The 15,681-nt window shown below is 64.4% G+C and carries 15 protein-coding genes; 9 read left to right on the forward strand and 6 right to left on the reverse strand.

Going from position 1 to position 15,681, the window contains the following annotated elements; translation table 11 throughout:
* Positions 1 to 3: 3 nt before the first annotated feature.
* The 5 genes from A6B35_RS27315 to A6B35_RS27340 form a co-directional block, all read right to left on the reverse strand.
* Positions 4 to 750 (reverse strand): aspartate/glutamate racemase family protein, encoded by a 747-nt coding sequence (locus A6B35_RS27315; RefSeq protein WP_006204054.1) that lies wholly within the window; start codon positions 748 to 750, stop codon positions 4 to 6.
* 8 nt (positions 751 to 758) lie between these two features.
* Complete coding sequence (locus A6B35_RS27320; RefSeq protein ID WP_006204053.1) at positions 759 to 1,577, reverse strand: ABC transporter permease; 819 nt, start codon at positions 1,575 to 1,577, stop codon at positions 759 to 761.
* Position 1,578: 1 nt separating this feature from the next.
* Positions 1,579 to 2,493: an ABC transporter permease gene (locus tag A6B35_RS27325; RefSeq protein ID WP_006204052.1), complete on the reverse strand. Its 915-nt coding sequence runs from the start codon at positions 2,491 to 2,493 to the stop codon at positions 1,579 to 1,581.
* A gap of 225 nt (positions 2,494 to 2,718) precedes the next feature.
* Positions 2,719 to 4,008 carry an ABC transporter substrate-binding protein gene (locus tag A6B35_RS27335; RefSeq protein WP_065518292.1) on the reverse strand — a complete coding sequence of 430 codons (1,290 nt, stop codon included), beginning with the start codon at positions 4,006 to 4,008 and terminating at the stop codon, positions 2,719 to 2,721.
* Positions 4,009 to 4,042: 34 nt separating this feature from the next.
* Positions 4,043 to 5,131: an ABC transporter ATP-binding protein gene (locus A6B35_RS27340; protein ID WP_006204138.1), complete on the reverse strand. Its 1,089-nt coding sequence runs from the start codon at positions 5,129 to 5,131 to the stop codon at positions 4,043 to 4,045.
* A gap of 263 nt (positions 5,132 to 5,394) precedes the next feature.
* On the opposite strand from A6B35_RS27340, the gene A6B35_RS27345 reads away from it, so the two are divergent.
* The 3 genes from A6B35_RS27345 to A6B35_RS27355 all read left to right on the forward strand — a co-directional run bounded on the left by A6B35_RS27345 (position 5,395) and on the right by A6B35_RS27355 (position 8,080).
* Complete coding sequence (locus A6B35_RS27345) at positions 5,395 to 6,108, forward strand: GntR family transcriptional regulator (protein WP_006204137.1); 714 nt, start codon at positions 5,395 to 5,397, stop codon at positions 6,106 to 6,108.
* A 132-nt stretch (positions 6,109 to 6,240) separates the two neighbouring features.
* The gene (locus A6B35_RS27350) at positions 6,241 to 7,134 is read left to right on the forward strand and encodes a hypothetical protein (RefSeq protein ID WP_006204136.1); all 894 of its coding nucleotides are present in this window, start codon (positions 6,241 to 6,243) and stop codon (positions 7,132 to 7,134) included.
* An 82-nt stretch (positions 7,135 to 7,216) separates the two neighbouring features.
* Positions 7,217 to 8,080 carry a hypothetical protein gene (locus tag A6B35_RS27355; RefSeq protein WP_006204135.1) on the forward strand — a complete coding sequence of 288 codons (864 nt, stop codon included), beginning with the start codon at positions 7,217 to 7,219 and terminating at the stop codon, positions 8,078 to 8,080.
* A 25-nt stretch (positions 8,081 to 8,105) separates the two neighbouring features.
* Here A6B35_RS27355 and A6B35_RS27360 read toward each other — a convergent pair whose 3' ends face one another.
* A complete protein-coding gene (locus A6B35_RS27360; RefSeq protein ID WP_006204134.1) occupies positions 8,106 to 9,320 on the reverse strand; it encodes an ROK family transcriptional regulator in 1,215 nt (404 codons plus the stop codon).
* Between the two features lie 211 nt (positions 9,321 to 9,531).
* Here A6B35_RS27360 and A6B35_RS27365 point away from each other — a divergent pair, with 211 nt between their 5' ends.
* The 6 genes from A6B35_RS27365 (at position 9,532) to A6B35_RS27390 (ending at position 15,613) form a co-directional block, all read left to right on the forward strand.
* On the forward strand, positions 9,532 to 10,770 hold the full coding sequence (locus A6B35_RS27365; RefSeq protein ID WP_006204133.1) for an extracellular solute-binding protein: 1,239 nt from the start codon (positions 9,532 to 9,534) through the stop codon (positions 10,768 to 10,770).
* An 80-nt stretch (positions 10,771 to 10,850) separates the two neighbouring features.
* Positions 10,851 to 11,735 carry a carbohydrate ABC transporter permease gene (locus A6B35_RS27370; RefSeq protein WP_006204132.1) on the forward strand — a complete coding sequence of 295 codons (885 nt, stop codon included), beginning with the start codon at positions 10,851 to 10,853 and terminating at the stop codon, positions 11,733 to 11,735.
* The gene (locus A6B35_RS27375; RefSeq protein ID WP_006204131.1) at positions 11,735 to 12,580 is read left to right on the forward strand and encodes a carbohydrate ABC transporter permease; all 846 of its coding nucleotides are present in this window, start codon (positions 11,735 to 11,737) and stop codon (positions 12,578 to 12,580) included. Before A6B35_RS27370 ends, A6B35_RS27375 begins: the two co-directional genes overlap by 1 nt.
* 2 nt (positions 12,581 to 12,582) lie before the next feature.
* Complete coding sequence (locus A6B35_RS27380) at positions 12,583 to 13,599, forward strand: SIS domain-containing protein (protein WP_081482220.1); 1,017 nt, start codon at positions 12,583 to 12,585, stop codon at positions 13,597 to 13,599.
* The gene (locus A6B35_RS27385) at positions 13,600 to 14,538 is read left to right on the forward strand and encodes a PfkB family carbohydrate kinase (protein WP_006204129.1); all 939 of its coding nucleotides are present in this window, start codon (positions 13,600 to 13,602) and stop codon (positions 14,536 to 14,538) included. It abuts the gene before it with no gap.
* Entirely contained in the window at positions 14,525 to 15,613 is a 1,089-nt protein-coding gene (locus tag A6B35_RS27390) for an ABC transporter ATP-binding protein (RefSeq protein WP_006204128.1), read from the forward strand. The genes A6B35_RS27385 and A6B35_RS27390 overlap by 14 nt, the downstream gene beginning before the upstream one ends.
* Positions 15,614 to 15,681: the final 68 nt, after the last annotated feature.

Here is a 15,681-nt window from a genome sequence, read left to right on the forward strand (position 1 = left end):
CGATCACTCGGCGGCGACGGCACCAGGGGCAAAGGATTCCAATGCGCCACGATAAGGCTTTGCCAGCGGGTTTGCATAGGCACCGCGTTTGGATGTCGACAGGCCAAGTGCAATCAGCGCCTCTGCCTGTTTGACGGCGGCGCCGACGCCGTCGATCACCGGAACGCCGAATTCCCGCTGCAGCTCTGCCGCGAGATCGGCCATGCCGGCGCAGCCGAGCACGATCGCCTCGGCGCGATCCTCGTCGAGCGCGCGCGCAATCTCGCCGCGCAGTTTCTCGGCCGCGCCCGAGGCCGGGTCCTCAAGCGCCAGCACCGGAATGTCGGCGGCGCGAACGCGCGCCCGGCCGGCCATGCCGTAGCGCTGCACCAGCGCCTCGACGGGAACCCACGACCGCTTGGTCGTCGTCACGACGGTGAAACGCTGGGCGATCAACGACGCTATGCTGAGCGCCGCCTCGCAAATGCCGACGACCGGGATGTTAGCCATGGCGCGCGCGGCGTCCAGCCCGGTGTCGTCGAAACAGGCGATAATGGCCGCCTGCGCGCCCGCGCGCTCGCCCGCGGCGATCTCGACCAGCAGGCCCGGTACGGCCAGCGCCTCGTCATAATAGCCTTCGATCGACACCGGCCCCATGGATGAGGTGACGGCGACGACTTCGGTCCAGGCGCTGGCGACAGATCGCGCGGCGGCGCCGATCGTTGCGGTCATGCTGGCCGTGGTGTTCGGATTGACGACAAGGATCTGCACTGCGGTTCTCAAACCCTTGCCCGGCGGCGGCCGACATAGAGGATGGCGCCGAGCGTCAGCAGGATCACCAGGAAGGAGAATACGGTTGTCACCGTGCCCAGCGCGTAGAGCACCGGCGTCGTCACATTCGTCGTCATGCCGTAGATTTCGAGCGGCAGCGTGTTGAACGTGCCCGAGGTCATCAGCGTGCGCGCGAACTCATCATAGGAGAGTGTGAAACCGAACAGGCCGACACCGATCAGGCTGGGCGCGATCATCGGCAGCACGACATGGGCGAAGGTCTGCCAGGAAGATGCCCCGAGGTCGCGCGCGGCCTCCTCATAGGCCGGCGAGAAGCGGTTGAAGACGGCAAACATGATCAGCACGCCGAACGGCAAGGTCCAGGTCAGATGCGCGCCGAAAGCGGATGTGTACCAGGCCGGCCGAAAGCCGATCTGCTGGAAGACGACGCCGATGCCGAGGCTGATGATGATCGACGGCACGACGAGGCTGGCGACAGCCAGATAGAACAGCGCCGTCGCGCCACGAAACTTGCGGCGGAAGGCGAGGCCCGCCAGCAACGACACCACAACGGTGACGACCATCACCATCACCCCCAGCACCAGCGAACGCTTGAAGCTGCCGCCGAAATCGCCGACCGCCTGGCGTTCGAACAGATTGGCGAACCAGTGCAGTGACACACCGTTGAGGGGAAAGGTCAGGCCGCCATTCTCACCCTGGAAGGACAGGATCAGGATCGCCGAAAGCGGGCCGTAGAGGAACAGCACGAACAGCGCGAAGAAGACCGCCAGCACGTGGAATTCGAGGGTGCGCTTCTCGTGGTTCACGTCAGAGCTCCTTGCGGATGTCGACGATGCGCAGGATGCCGGCGACCATCAGCAGCACCAGCACCAGGAGCACCACCGCGTTGGCGGCGGCGGCCGGATATTGCAGCAGCGACATCTGGTTCTTCATCATCAGCGCGACCGAGGCGCTCTGCCCGCCCGACATCACCTGCACCGTCGAGAAGTCGGCCATGACAAGCGTGACGACAAAGATAGTGCCGATCGCCATGCCGGGCTTGGCCAGCGGGATGACGACGTTCCACAGCACCTGCCAGCCGGACGCGCCGGCGTCGCGCGCGGCCTCGAACAGCGAGCGGTCGATGCGCATAAGCGTGTTGAAGATCGGCGTCACCATGAACAGCGTGTAAAGATGCACCATGGCGAGAACCACGGCGAATTCGGAATAGAGCAGCCATTCGATCGGCTTCGGCACCAGGCCCATATGCACCAGCGTCGAGTTGATCAGCCCGTTGCGGCCAAGCACCGGGATCCACGAGATCATGCGGATGATGTTGGAAGTGAGGAACGGCACCGTGCAGACCAGGAACAGCACCATCTGCATGGCCGTGGTGCGGATGTGAAAGGCAAGGAAATAGGCGACCCAGAAGCCGATGAACAAGGTCAGCGCCCAGACCATGACGGCGAATTTGATGGTGTTGAGATAGGTCTTCCAGGTGACCCAGGAACCCAGCACGTCGGAATAATTGGTGGTCAGGAAATCCGGATACATGGCGGCGAAGTCGTAGTCCCAGAAGGAGACGACGACGATCATGACGATCGGCAAAAGCAGGAACGCGCCGAGGATCAGCGCCAGCGGCGCCGACTGCAGATACGGCGCGACGGCGCCGAACGAGAAGCGGCGGCGTCTGGCAGGCTTGGCCACCGTCGTGGCCGCAGGCTGGTCGAGAGCCACGGTCATGGGGAAAGGCCTCCTGACTCGCAATCCTTCGCGCCCTCCTCTGTCCTACCGGACATCTCCCCCACGAGGGTGGAGATTGAACTCTCACAACTGCCTTCGCCAATCTCCAACGTTGCTAAGGAAGAGCCGGCCATGAAGCTGCCAATCTCCCCCCTCGTGGGGGAGATGTCCGGTAGGACAGAGGTGGGCGCGAAGGATCGCAGCATCACAGTGAACGCGTCCGCTTTACGCCGCGATGAACTCGTTCCAGCGCTTCACCATGTAGCGGTCCTCGTCCATCACCGAGTTCCAGCAGGCGACCCTACCCATGCGCTCTTCGAAAGAGCCGCCGTCGCGAACCGCGCCGGCCTTTTCCATAACGGTGCCGTCGGGCGCCTTGATCTCGCCCTTGGCCGGCTTGCCCTCGATCCAGTAGCCCCATTCGTCCTCGGACATGAACTTCTTGGCCGAGACCATGTTGGCCGAGTAATAGCCCTGGCGGTTGAGATAGCCGCCGACCCAGCCCGACGTGTACCAGTTGATATATTCATAGGCCGCATCGAGCTCAGCACCCTTGAGATGGGCAGCAAGGCCAAGGCCGCCACCCCATGAGCGATACCCTTCCTTGAGCGGCTGGAAGCGGCAGGGGATGCCCTTGGAGCGCACGGCGGCGACGGCAGGCGACCACATCGACTGGATCACTACTTCGCCCGAAGCCATCAGGTTGACGCTCTCGTCGAAGGACTTCCAGAAGGCGCGGAACTGGCCATCCTGCTTGGCCTTGATCAGGAAGTCGATCGTCTTGTCGATCTCTTCCTTGGTCATGTTGCCCTTGTCGGCATATTTGATGTTGCCCATGGCTTCCATGATCATCGCCGCGTCCATGATGCCGATCGACGGGATGTTGAGAATCGCGGTCTTGCCCTTGAAGGCCGGGTCCATGATGTCGGCCCAGGTGGTGATGTCGCGGCCGACGAGGTCGGGGCGGATGCCGAGCGTATCGGCATTGTAGATGGTCGGCACCATGGTGAACCAGTTGGTCGGCGCCTTGGCGAAGACCTTGCTGTCCTGCGCCTCGACGTAGCCGACCGTGTGCGGCGCCGTGCCCTGGGCAATGACGCTGTCCGGCGTCAGCTTGCCGGTTTTGAAAAGCGGCACCAGCTCGTCGTAATATTTCAGCTTGCTGACATCCATCGGCTGCAGCACGCCGGTGGGGAACACCTTCTTGCAGATCCAGTACTCGATGTCGGCGATGTCGTAGCTGTCGGGCTGCGTCACGGCGCGCTGGGCGGCCGCGTCGGAATCGGTCGCCGTCATCTCCAACGTGATGCCGAGATCGGCCTTGCACTTGTCGGCGATGGCATTGAGGTTCGACACGCCGGTGCCGAATTGGCGCAGCGTGATGTTCGTCTGCGCCCAGATGGTCGGGAAGCCGGTGATCGCGCCGGAGCCGGCGGCAAAGCCGACGGCGGCGGCACCCGTCTTCAGCAGCGAGCGACGTGAAATTCCTGCTTTCTTGTTTGTTGTGTTGGTCATGGTCAGTTCCCCTGTTCTGGTTGGTTATGCTGGTTCAGGAATCGAGACGGCCAAGGACGATTGCGTCCTCGGCATCCCATGCAATCGGCACCGCATCGCTGACGGCAACCGGTTTGGTGAAGAAGTCGGTGTCGTCGATGATCACCGTGAAATCCTCGATGCCGGCGCTGTTGACGGAGAGCTTCACGGTCGAGCCGCGGTATTCGACGTTGGCAACGATGCCGGTGAAGCCGAGCCCCTTGGCCGGCGGCTCGCCGATGCGCACATGGTCGGTGCGGATGGCGATGTCGATCGGCTCGCCGACCTCCCGGCCCTGCCCGCTGGCCGCGAGCGAAGCACCGCCCGGCACGTCGAACACCACCATGCCGTCGCGGCTGCCGGCGACGCGGCCAGAAACGACGTTGTGGTCGCCCATGAAGCGGGCGACGAAAGCGGTGGCCGGCCGCTCGAACACGGTGCGTGGATGCGCCGCCTGTTCGATGCGGCCGTCATTCATCACCACGATCAGGTCGGCCAGCGCCATCGCCTCTTCCTGGCTGTGGGTGACGTGGACGAAGGTGATGCCGAGCGACGTCTGCAGCTTCTTCAGTTCGGCGCGCATGCGGATTTTCAGGAACGGGTCGAGCGCCGAAAGCGGCTCGTCGAGCAGCAGCGCCTCGGGATCGGTGATCAGGGCGCGGGCCAGCGCCACGCGCTGCTGCTGGCCGCCCGAAAGCTGCGCCGGACGGCGGCTGGCATAGGCCTCCATCTGCATCAGCTTCAGCATGTCGAGCGCCTTGGCTCGACGCTCCTCCTTGCCGACGCCCTTCATCTTCAGGCTGAAAGCGACGTTGTCGATGAGATCGAGATGCGGAAACAACGCATAGGACTGGAACATCATCGCGGTGCCGCGCTTGGCCGGCGGCAGGTCGGTGACGACGGTATTGCCGAGGCGGACGTCACCGCTCGAAATGCTCTCATGCCCGGCGATCATGCGCAGCGTCGAGGTTTTACCACAGCCGGACGGGCCTAGCAGGCAGCAATAGGTGCCTGCCGGGATTTTCAGGCTGATGGCCTCGACGGCAGTCGTCGTTCCATAGACTTTCGAAACGGACACGATGTCGATTTCGGCGGCTTTGGACATTCCGTTTCTCGCTTTGGTCGCATGAACCAAAGCATCATGCGTGCCAATTGCCCGCGGCGATCATCAAGTAATTGAATCCCTGCAAGAATCGGCATCGAAGCCCCCTGCGCGAGAAAACAGCACCCTTGTGCGGTGCACAAATTATGGGCGATTGTCTGCGATGTCGGCAGAAATCGTATGCAATCTTTTCCAAGATCGCGTTCACTTTGGCTCTCGTCCAAGTAACCCGATTCAGGCTAGAAGGGTTTTGGGACCTTGCCGCCATGAACATAGCCGACCAGACATTCCCTGCTATCGACGGCGCTAACGAGGATCGCGCCCAGGCGATCCGCGACCAGCTGCGCGACGCCATTGTCGACCGCCGTCTGGCGCCCGGAACCAAACTGTCGGAGGGCGAGGTCGGCACGCTGTTCGACGTCAGCCGCACCGTGGCACGCGCAGCCCTGCAGATGCTCTCCTTCGAAGGCCTGGTGCGCACCGAGCGCAATCGCGGCGCCTTCGTCGCCAACCCTTCGCCGGAAGAAGCCCGCCAGGTCTTTGCCTCGCGCCGGCTCATCGAACCCGGCATCGCCATCGCCGCCGCCGGTCGCATGACGCCGGCTGACGTCGCTGCCTTCAAGACCCAGCTCGAGGAAGAGGGCCGTTTCATTGCCGAACGCGGACCAACCGCAAGGCGGTCGGAAATCAAGGCTTCGGGCGATTTCCATCTGCTGCTGGCAGCGGTGGCCGGCAACGTCATCCTGCAGCGCTTCATGGAGGAATTGGTCGCACGCTCCTCGCTGGTGATCGCGCTCTATGGCCGCTCCGGCATTTCGAGCTGCGGCCACAACGAGCATATGCAGATCCTCGAGGCGCTCGAGGCCGGCAATGCCGAACGCGCCAGCGCGCTGATGTTGCACCACATCGACCATATCGAGGCCGATCTCGACCTCCGCGTCAGGAGCGGACCGGCGCTGCGGCAAGCGCTCGAATTCTGAAAAGCGCCCTTCATGCCCGGCCGCGATCTGGTTGGACCTTTTGCCGGGTTTTCGGCGCTGGACACGGACGGTTAAGGCTGAAAATGTGATGTGTGTTTCACGGTTCGGGGGGCTGAATCGGAGCACTGGAGGATGGCGCTGAAAGCCGAAGATATTGCCGGCCATCCGGCTTTGCACCGCGCTGTTCAGGCACAGTCGCGGGCGCTGATAGAGATCTTTGAAACGAGCCCGCGGCTCGCCGCCGTGTTTGCCACCCAGCAGCGCTGGCTGATGGGCCACGTCGGCCTTGCCCTGCATTTCAGGCGGGATCCGCGCGACCGCCATACCGCGCTGACGACGGCACGTTTCATCGAGGCCATACGCCGGGATTCGGTCGCCAGCCGCAACACCGCCGAAGCCTTCCTCAAGGAGATGCTGCACTACAATATCGCCGAATATCTTTCGACGAGCGAGGACGGGCGCGCTCATCCCATGCAACCGACGGCGGCCACCGTGCGGACATTCACCGGCTGGGTCCTCGCCCATCTGCAAACCCTGGACAGCCTCGACGGCGGCAGCCGCTTGTCCACCTTCCTCGAGCACCCTGAACGGCTCGCCAAATTGCAGCCGCTGGTGGCCGACGGTCTTTTGGCTTCAGTGCCGGTGCGCGAGCCCAAGCAGACCTTCTCGCTGTTCATCTGGCTCAACAATGGCGGCATCGTCATGGACTGGCTGATGTCCGGTATCGATCCCGAGAATGCCGGGCTCGACCGCATACCGACCAGCGTGGTGTCGATCGCCGAGTTTGCCAGATGGCTGAAGCTTTCGCGCACCCACCTCGCCCGCAAATTGCGCGATGCCGAGGAGCTCGGCAGCATCGGCTGGGCCGGCCAGCGCGGACATTCGCAGATGTGGGTCTCGAAAGGGTTCTACCAGGAATACATGGCTGTCCAGGCGGCCAAGTTGGCCATTGTCGATGCCGCTTTCGACGCCTGTTTTCCGGCATCGGAATCCGCTGAGCAAACGCTTTCCGCACAACCTCTGTGATCCCCCCGCTGACCGTCTGGCGGCGGCAGGTCGAAACTGCTATCGGCATAGGATTGGCGCGACAAGAGCGGGATCTGGGGGGATGGCGCTGAACGCAGAAGAGATTGCCGGCCACCCGGCGTTGCACCGCTGCGTGCGGGCGCAAGCGCTGGCGATGAACCAGGCCTATGGGGCCAACCCGCGTCTTTCGTCCGTCTTTGCCAGCCAGCAGCGCTGGCTGATGGCGCATATCGGGCTTGCCCTGCATTTCAGGCGCGACCCCAGCGACTACCGCAAGGAGATGACGGCAGCCCGTGTCATCGACGTGATCCGTCAGCACCAGGTGGCCAGCCGCAACACCGCCGACGCCTTCCTCAAGGAGATGCTGCATTACAATTTCATCGAGCTGGTGCCGGCGAACGAGGACGGGCGCATTCGCCCTTTGCGGCCGACGCCGTCCAGCCTGGAAGAGGTGACGGGCTGGATGCTTGCCCATTTGCAGACGCTGGACAGTCTCGACGGCGGGAGCCGGCTGCCCATCTTTCTTGGGCAGCCCGACGCGCTGGCCAGGCTGCAGCCGCTGGTGGCGGACGGCCTGCTTTCGTCCAACCCGGTGCGCGAACCGAAGCGGACCTTTTCGCTGTTCACCTGGCTCAACAATGGCGGCGTCGTGATGGACTGGCTGATTTCAGGCGTCGACCCCGATCATGCCGGCCAGGACCGCATCCCGACCGGCGTCGTTTCGATCGGCGACTTCGCCGGATGGCTGAAGCTCTCGCGCACGCACCTTGCGCGCAAATTGCGCGATGCTGAGGAACTCGGCAGCATCGGCTGGCTCGGCCAGCGTGGCCATTCGGTGATGTGGATGTCGAACGGCTTCCACCGCGAGTACATGAACGCCCAGGCGGTGAAGCTCGCCATCATCGATGCCGCCTGCGCGGCGGCATTTCCAAACCCCGGCCAATAACCGGACCGGCCAGGGTCAGGACAATTCAGAACCCGCCGGACCTGGTTTTCAGGATCGCCGAGAAGCGCGGGTCGAAGGCGCGGCTTATCGGCTCAGCCGCGGCACCCAGCGCGATCGACCACGGGTCGGTGATGCCGAGCTGCAGGCGCGGCAATGACCGTCCAGGCCGATCGGCGATCGACGGCAGCAGCGGCTGCATCGCCTCCAGCAGGCGGCGCGCCAGCGTCTCCGGCGCGCCGCTGGTCAGGATCACCGTCTGCGGATCGAAGATCGTCTCGATGAGATGCACGCTCCAGCGCAGATCATGCGCGGCATCCTTGATCCAGGCCATGACTTTCGGATCCTCGGCCAATGCCAGCGCGTCCATCCGCTCATAGAGATGCGCGTCGGCGGCATCCAGTCCGAGATGCTGGTAGAGCGAGGCGAGCGAGGCACGGTGCTCGAGCGGCGTCGAGCCTGGGCCGGCCGGCGACAGCAGCGCCCTGCCGATCTCGCCGGCATTGCCGTTGCCGCCGGTGTAGAGCTCGCCATTCAGGATCAGACCTGCGGCGATGCCGTAGCCGACATAGAGGGAGACCGCGTGATCGACGCCATGCGCGGCGCCGACGATGCGCTCAGCCGTCGCGCAGGCGGCGGCGTCGTTCTGCAACCCGACATTCAATCCCGTGCCTGCCGCGAGTGTTTCCAGCAGCGGGAACTTCTGCCAGGCCGGCATCATCCATTTGTCGTCGGAATTCTGCAGCCCGAACGGACCGGGCATGGCGACGCCGAGGCCAACCAGCCGGCTTTCGGACTGGCTGGAAATGCCGGCGAGTTCGCGCCGGACGCCATCGATGAGGCCGAGGATGACCTTGACGCCTTCAGATGGTTCGTCGAGCGGCAGGTTCGCCTCGGCCCGCGCCAGCACGCTGCCGACGAGGTCGACAACCACTGCTCGCGTTAGATGCCGGTCGATCTGCAGCCCGATGGCGAAGGCGCCTTCAGGAACCAGCCTGTAGGGGGTCGAGGGCTGGCCCCTGCCCTTGCGCACGGTGTCGAGGGCGACGACCAGCCCGTCGCGCTCGAGATCCTCGATGATGTTCGAAACTGCCTGCTTGGTCAGCTGCGTCGCCCGCGCCAGGTCGGCTCTGGACAGCGCGCCGTTGAGCCGTAGCGCCTCGATCATGACGCGGCGGTTATGCGCGCTGGTGCCTTCCTGGTTGGTGCCGCTTTTGGCGCGGATCGAGCTGTTTTCGTTCACTAGCGTTTCCCTCTTGACACCATTAAAGGATTGATCGACTAATTAAGTCAAGCGGATTGACTTAATAGCGAAGCCGAGCACTCCATAAGAAGACGGCCAAGGCTCCATGCCTATCGCCTCCGATCGCTCGAGCAAGCCCAGGTCACCGCGACATCAATTCGGGAAGGCGATGCAACGCCGACTCGCCAACGCCGGAAATGGGAGATGACAAATGCTGAAATCGATCGGTAAGACGCTTCTGGGCGCGGTCTTCGTTGGAGGACTGCTGGTTCCCCACGCCTTCGCCGAAACAACGCTGAACGCGCTCTTCATGGCGCAGGCCGCCTACAGCGAAGCCGACGTCCGTGCCATGACGGATGCCTTCGCCAAAGCCAATCCCGACATCAAGGTCAATCTCGAATTCGTCCCCTATGAGGGCCTGCACGACAAGACCGTGCTCGCGCAAGGGTCTGGCGGCGGTTACGACGTCGTGCTGTTCGACGTCATCTGGCCGGCCGAATATGCCACCAACAAGGTGCTGGCCGATGTCTCGTCGAAGATCACCGACGAGATGAAGAAGGGCGTGCTGCCGGGCGCCTGGACCACCGTCGAGTATGACGGCAAATACTATGGCATGCCCTGGATCCTCGACACCAAGTACCTGTTCTACAACAAGGAAATCCTCGAGAAGGCCGGCATCAAGAGCCCGCCCAAGACCTGGGACGAGCTGAGCGAGCAGGCCAAGATCATCAAGGACAAGGGCTTGCTGGCGACACCGATCGCCTGGAGCTGGTCGCAGGCCGAAGCCGTGATCTGCGACTACGCCATGCTGGTCAGCGCCTATGGCGGCGATTTCCTCAAGGACGGCAAGCCGGACTTCCAGAATGGCGGCGGGCTCGAAGCGCTGAAATACATGGTCGCCAGCTACAAGTCGGGTGTCACCAATCCGAATTCCAAGGAATTCCTTGAAGAAGACGTCCGCAAGGTGTTCGAGAACGGCGACGCCGCCTTCGCGCTCAACTGGACCTACATGTACAACATGGCCAACAACCCGAAGGACAGCAAGGTCGCGGGCAAGGTCGGCGTCGTGCCGGCGCCGGGCATTGCCGGCAAGAGCGAGGTCTCGGCCGTCAATGGTTCGATGGGTCTCGGCGTCACCGCGGTCTCCAAACACCCGGACGAAGCCTGGAAGTACGTCGAGTTCATGACCTCGCAGTCCACCCAGAACCAGTACGCCAAGCTCAGCTTGCCGATCTGGGCGTCGTCCTACGACGATCCGGCCGTCACCAAGGGCCAGGAAGAACTGATCGCCACGGCGAAGGTCGGGCTTGCCGCTATGTACCCGCGGCCGACGACACCGAAATACCAGGAGATGTCGACCGCCCTGCAGCAGGCGATCCAGGAATCCCTGCTCGGATCGGCTACGCCTGAAGATGCGCTGAAGACCGCCGCCGAAAACAGCGGTCTTTAAGCTGGACTTTTGCCAGACGGGCGGCCTCGTGCCGCCCGTGCTATTTCTGAAACAGTGATGACTTGGGAGAGGCGCCTCGGATGTCAGGCACCTGGATGACGACCCGTGCGTGGCTGCTGATGCTGCCGCTTCTCATGGTGATGGTCGCCGTCATCGGCTGGCCGCTCGTCGATACCGTCGGCCTGTCCTTCACCGACGCCAAGCTGGTCGGCACGGCGGGCAATTTCGTCGGCATCGACAATTACACCAAGATGCTGTCCAGCTCGAACTTTTCGCGCACGCTGGTCACCACGACCTGGTTTGCCGTCGCCTCCGTCGCGATCGAAATGGTGATCGGCGTTCTGGCAGCATTGTTGCTGAACCAGGAGTTTCGTGGCCGCACCTTCCTGCGGGCGTTGATGATCCTACCCTGGGCGCTTCCGACCGTGGTCAACGCCACGCTCTGGCGGCTGATCTACAATCCCGAATATGGCGCGCTGAACGGGGCGCTCACGCAGTTGCACCTCATCGATGCCTACCGCTCCTGGCTCGGCGAGCCGGGAACGGCACTGGCGGCGCTGATCATCGCCGATTGCTGGAAAAACTTTCCGCTGGTCGCGCTAATCGCACTCGCCGCGCTGCAGGCTGTGCCGCGCGACATCACCGCCGCTTCGCTGGTCGACGGCGCCGGGCCGTTCGCGCGCTTTCGTTTTGTCATCCTGCCCTACCTCGCCGGACCGCTGATGGTGGCGCTGGTGCTGCGCACCATCGAGGCCTTCAAGGTCTTCGACATCATCTGGGTGATGACGCGCGGCGGCCCGGCCAACAGCACGCGCACACTATCGATCCTCGTCTACCAGGAAGCCTTCTCCTTCCAGCGCGCCGGTTCCGGCGCCTCGCTGGCGTTGATCGTCACCTTGCTCGTCACCGTGCTGGCGCTCGCCTATGCGGCACTGGTGAAGAAGACCGCCGGGAGTGCCACCTGATGGAACGCAAAAGCGCCGCCTTCACTGTCTTCATCTATGCCTGCGCGGCCCTGCTCGCTGTCGTCATCCTGGCACCGATTGCGTGGCTGTTCGTCATGAGCATCTCGCCGGCCGCCGATCTTGCCGCCAAGCCGCTGCGCTGGTGGCCGCAAGCGGCTGACTTCTCCCGCTACCAGCAATTGCTGTCGACGGCCGAAAACAGCGCCGGTGCGGCCTTCACCGCCTCGCTGCGCAACAGCCTCGAAGTCGCCGGCATGGCAACGGTGGCGGCTCTGCTGCTCGCCATCCCGGCCGGCTGGGCGGTTTCGCGCACGCCGTCGATCGGCTGGTCGCTGTCGATGGTGATCGCCACCTATATGCTGCCGCCGGTGGCGCTCGCCGTGCCGCTCTATATGGGGCTTTCCTATCTTGGCCTGCTCAACAACGTCTTCGGCCTGGCGGTGGTCTATCTGACCATCCTGGCGCCCTTCACCACCTGGCTGATGAAATCGGGTTTCGACGCCATCCCGCGCGAGATCGAGGCGGCGGCGATGATCGACGGCGCCGGCCTGTTCCAGACGCTGCGCATCATCACTTTGCCGCTGGCGGCACCCGTGGTGGCGACGTCGGCGCTGTTTGCCGTGCTGCTCGCCTGGGACGAATTCTTCTATGCCTTGCTCTTCACCTCGGACCAGCGCGCCAAGACGCTGACCGTCGCCATCGCAGATCTCGCCGGCGGCCGCGTCTCCGACTACGGGCTAATCGCCACCGCCGGCGTGCTCGCCGCTTTGCCGCCGGTGCTGATCGGCCTTGTCATGCAACGCGCGCTGATTTCCGGCCTCACCAGCGGCGGCGTGAAAGGATGATGATGCCTGCAGGAAAACCCCGGCCGGCTGGCCTCCTCGCGATCGACCGTGAAATGGCGCGCCAGCATGCGGACGCCATCGCTTCATTCCAGCAGAACGTGATCATCGCGGCAAAGGCCGCGGCCGCGATCCGGCAGAGCGGCCGTTTGCTCCTGCTCGGCATGGGTGGCTCGCATGCGGTCGGACGCGCCGTCGAACCGCTCTACCGGGCGCATGGCATAGACGCCCTCGCTCTGCCGCTCTCCGAGCAGCTGGGACAGCCGCTGCCGCTTGCCGGCAGGACCGTGCTCGTCACCTCGCAGTCCGGCGAAAGCGCCGAAGTCGTCAGATGGTTCGCGGAAAAGGGCGATGGTGCTGACGCTTTCGGCCTGACGTTGGAAAGTGCCTCCTTCCTTGCCAGAACCGCGCCGGGCCTGATCGGTGCCGGCGGCACGGAACTGGCCTTCGCCGCGACCCGCAGCCTGACCGTAAGCTTCGCCTTGCACCTGGCGATCCTGTCGGCGCTCGGCGATGATCCGGCCGCCGCCCTTGCGGCGCTGGAAGCTCCTGAAACCGTCGATATCGACCATGCGCTTGCCGCCTTGAGCGGCGTGACGACCATCGTCACCTCCGGCCGTCGACTGCAGGGCCTCGCCGAAGCGCTGGCGCTCGGCCTCACCGAATTGTCGCGGTTGCCTTGCTTTTCCCTCGAAGGCGGCCAGCTTCGCCATGGACCGATGGAGATGCTTGGCCAGCGCACCGGCGTCATCCTGTTTCGCGGCGACGACCCGACGGCGGAACTGGTGACCGCCATGGCCGTCTCCGTGGTCGAAGCCGGCGCGCCGCTGGCCATTTTCGATTCCTCCGGACAGGCGCCAGTTTCCGGAGCGGTGACGCTCGCCTTCAAGCCGGCTTCGGGGCTGGCGGCGATCCTGGCCATGCTGCCGGTGGCGCAGCGCCTGATGATCGCCTTTGCAGATGCCCGCGTCGACAATGCCGGCACGCCGGTCCGCTCCACCAAGATCACCAGGAGCGAATGAATGCGGCCGCTTGCGGTGATCGGCAACGTCAATGTCGACCTGATCGTCGGCCCGGTCGCACCGTGGCCCAAGGCGGGCACCGAGACCGTCGTCGACCATGACGAGTTGCGCGTCGGCGGACAGGCGGGAAACACCGCACTCGCCTGGCAGGCGCTGGACGTCGACTTCGACATCGCCGCCAATGTCGGCGACGACCAGTTCGGCCGCTGGCTGCGTGAAGCCTTCGGCCACCGCGCTGAAAAATGGCCGATGCGCGCCGAGGGCACGACACTGTCGGTCGGCATGACCCATCCCGACGGCGAGCGCACCTTCTTCACCACACGCGGGCACTTGCCGCGCCTGAGCCTCGCCGACGTCATCTCCGGTCTCGACGGCAAGCGACTGTCAGGCGGATGCGCACTGCTCTGCGGCTCCTTCCTCACCGACGATCTCACCCGCGACTATGACGCGTTCTTCGACTGGGCGGACAGGCATCGCATCGCCGTGGCGCTCGACACCGGCTGGCCGATCGACGGCTGGACCGCGGCGAACTGCGCGGCGGCGCGCGCCTGGCTGTCGCGCTGCGAGCTGGCGCTGTTCAACGAGGTCGAGACGCTGACCCTTGCTGCAATGGAAGACCCCGTCGATGCCGCGCGCGAGATCAGGTTCGGCATGAAGAAAGGCGCCGTGGCCGTGGTCAAGCGCGGACCGCAAGGCGCCCTCGCCGTCGGGCCGGATGGCGCCCTCGTCGAAGCGCCGGCGCCCGACGTGAAGGTCGTCGACACGATCGGCGCCGGCGACGTCTTCAACGCCGCCTTCCTGGCGGCGCTGGCGCGGGACCAACCGCTGGCCGCGTGCCTCTCCTTCGCGACAAAGGTGGCGTCTCGTGCCATCTCCACTTTGCCCCGCAACTATGGCGGAGCCCTGCTATTCGAGGACGCCAGCCATGAGCGCGCTTGAAATCCGCGACATCAGCAAGAACTACGGCGCCATCGAGACACTGAAAGGCATCGATATCGCGCTGGAAAGCGGCGAGTTCCTGGTGCTGCTCGGCTCGTCCGGCTGCGGAAAATCGACGCTGCTCAACATCATCGCCGGGCTCGCCGAAGCGACCAGCGGCGAGGTGCTGATCGGCGGCCGCTCGGTGCTCGGCGTCCACCCCAAGAACCGCGACATCGCCATGGTCTTCCAGTCCTACGCGCTCTATCCGAACCTCACCGTTCACCGCAACATCGGTTTCGGGCTGGAGATGCGCAAGGTTCCCGTCGCCGAGCGCGACAAAGCGGTACGCGACGCGGCGAAACTGCTGCAGATCGAACCCCTGCTCGACCGCAAGCCCGGCCAGCTCTCCGGCGGCCAGCGCCAGCGCGTCGCCATCGGCCGGGCGCTGGTGCGCAAGCCGCAGGTCTTTCTCTTCGACGAGCCGCTCTCCAATCTCGACGCCAAGCTGCGCCTGGAGATGCGCACCGAGTTGAAGCGCCTGCACCAGATGCTGCAGACCACCGTCGTCTACGTCACCCACGACCAGATCGAGGCGATGACGCTGGCGACGCGCATCGCCGTCATGCGCGACGGCAGGATCGAGCAGCTCGGCACGCCCGAGGAGATCTACAATTACCCGGCGACGCTCTATGTGGCGGGTTTCGTCGGCGCGCCGTCGATGAACATGCTGCAGGCAGTCGTCGAGGACGGCAGACTCGCCATTGCCGGCTCGGACGTATCGCTGCCGCTGCCGGCCGGCTTCAGGAACGCGGCACCGAACGGCGCGCCGGTCATTGTCGGGATCAGGCCCGAGGCGCTCCGCCTGGCAACCGGCACCGCAACGGAATTTCCGTTGCCGGTCGAGATCGACGTGGTCGAACTCACCGGCCCGGAACTGGTCACCACCGCGCGCATCGGCAACCAGCGGCTGACGGCCTGCCTGCCGCCGCGCGCCCGCGTCGCCAAGGGCGAGCCATGCGCCTTCACCTTCGACGAGGACGCGCTGCGCCTGTTTGATCCGGCGACCGGCAAGGCCTTCGAAACAGCCCGCTAAACGCAAAAGCCGACAACGCCTCAGGCGTCGTCGGCTTTTGTTTGACGGTTCGGCGGTCAAGGCCGCCA

This window comes from Mesorhizobium amorphae CCNWGS0123 (genome assembly GCF_001686985.1).
GTDB lineage: Bacteria > Pseudomonadota > Alphaproteobacteria > Rhizobiales > Rhizobiaceae > Mesorhizobium > Mesorhizobium amorphae.

What these genes read in the sequence shown, in the direction of transcription:
- A6B35_RS27390 (WP_006204128.1), top strand. Translation starts at nt 14,525, where the DNA reads ATGAGCGCGCTTGAAATCCGCGACATCAGCAAGAACTACGGCGCCATC.
- A6B35_RS27345 (WP_006204137.1), top strand. Translation starts at nt 5,395, where the DNA reads ATGAACATAGCCGACCAGACATTCCCTGCTATCGACGGCGCTAACGAG.
- A6B35_RS27325 (WP_006204052.1), bottom strand. Translation starts at nt 2,493, where the DNA reads ATGACCGTGGCTCTCGACCAGCCTGCGGCCACGACGGTGGCCAAGCCT.
- A6B35_RS27375 (WP_006204131.1), top strand. Translation starts at nt 11,735, where the DNA reads ATGGAACGCAAAAGCGCCGCCTTCACTGTCTTCATCTATGCCTGCGCG.
- A6B35_RS27385 (WP_006204129.1), top strand. Translation starts at nt 13,600, where the DNA reads ATGCGGCCGCTTGCGGTGATCGGCAACGTCAATGTCGACCTGATCGTC.
- A6B35_RS27340 (WP_006204138.1), bottom strand. Translation starts at nt 5,131, where the DNA reads ATGTCCAAAGCCGCCGAAATCGACATCGTGTCCGTTTCGAAAGTCTAT.
- A6B35_RS27335 (WP_065518292.1), bottom strand. Translation starts at nt 4,008, where the DNA reads ATGACCAACACAACAAACAAGAAAGCAGGAATTTCACGTCGCTCGCTG.
- A6B35_RS27380 (WP_081482220.1), top strand. Translation starts at nt 12,583, where the DNA reads ATGCCTGCAGGAAAACCCCGGCCGGCTGGCCTCCTCGCGATCGACCGT.
- A6B35_RS27355 (WP_006204135.1), top strand. Translation starts at nt 7,217, where the DNA reads ATGGCGCTGAACGCAGAAGAGATTGCCGGCCACCCGGCGTTGCACCGC.
- A6B35_RS27370 (WP_006204132.1), top strand. Translation starts at nt 10,851, where the DNA reads ATGTCAGGCACCTGGATGACGACCCGTGCGTGGCTGCTGATGCTGCCG.
- A6B35_RS27365 (WP_006204133.1), top strand. Translation starts at nt 9,532, where the DNA reads ATGCTGAAATCGATCGGTAAGACGCTTCTGGGCGCGGTCTTCGTTGGA.
- A6B35_RS27350 (WP_006204136.1), top strand. Translation starts at nt 6,241, where the DNA reads ATGGCGCTGAAAGCCGAAGATATTGCCGGCCATCCGGCTTTGCACCGC.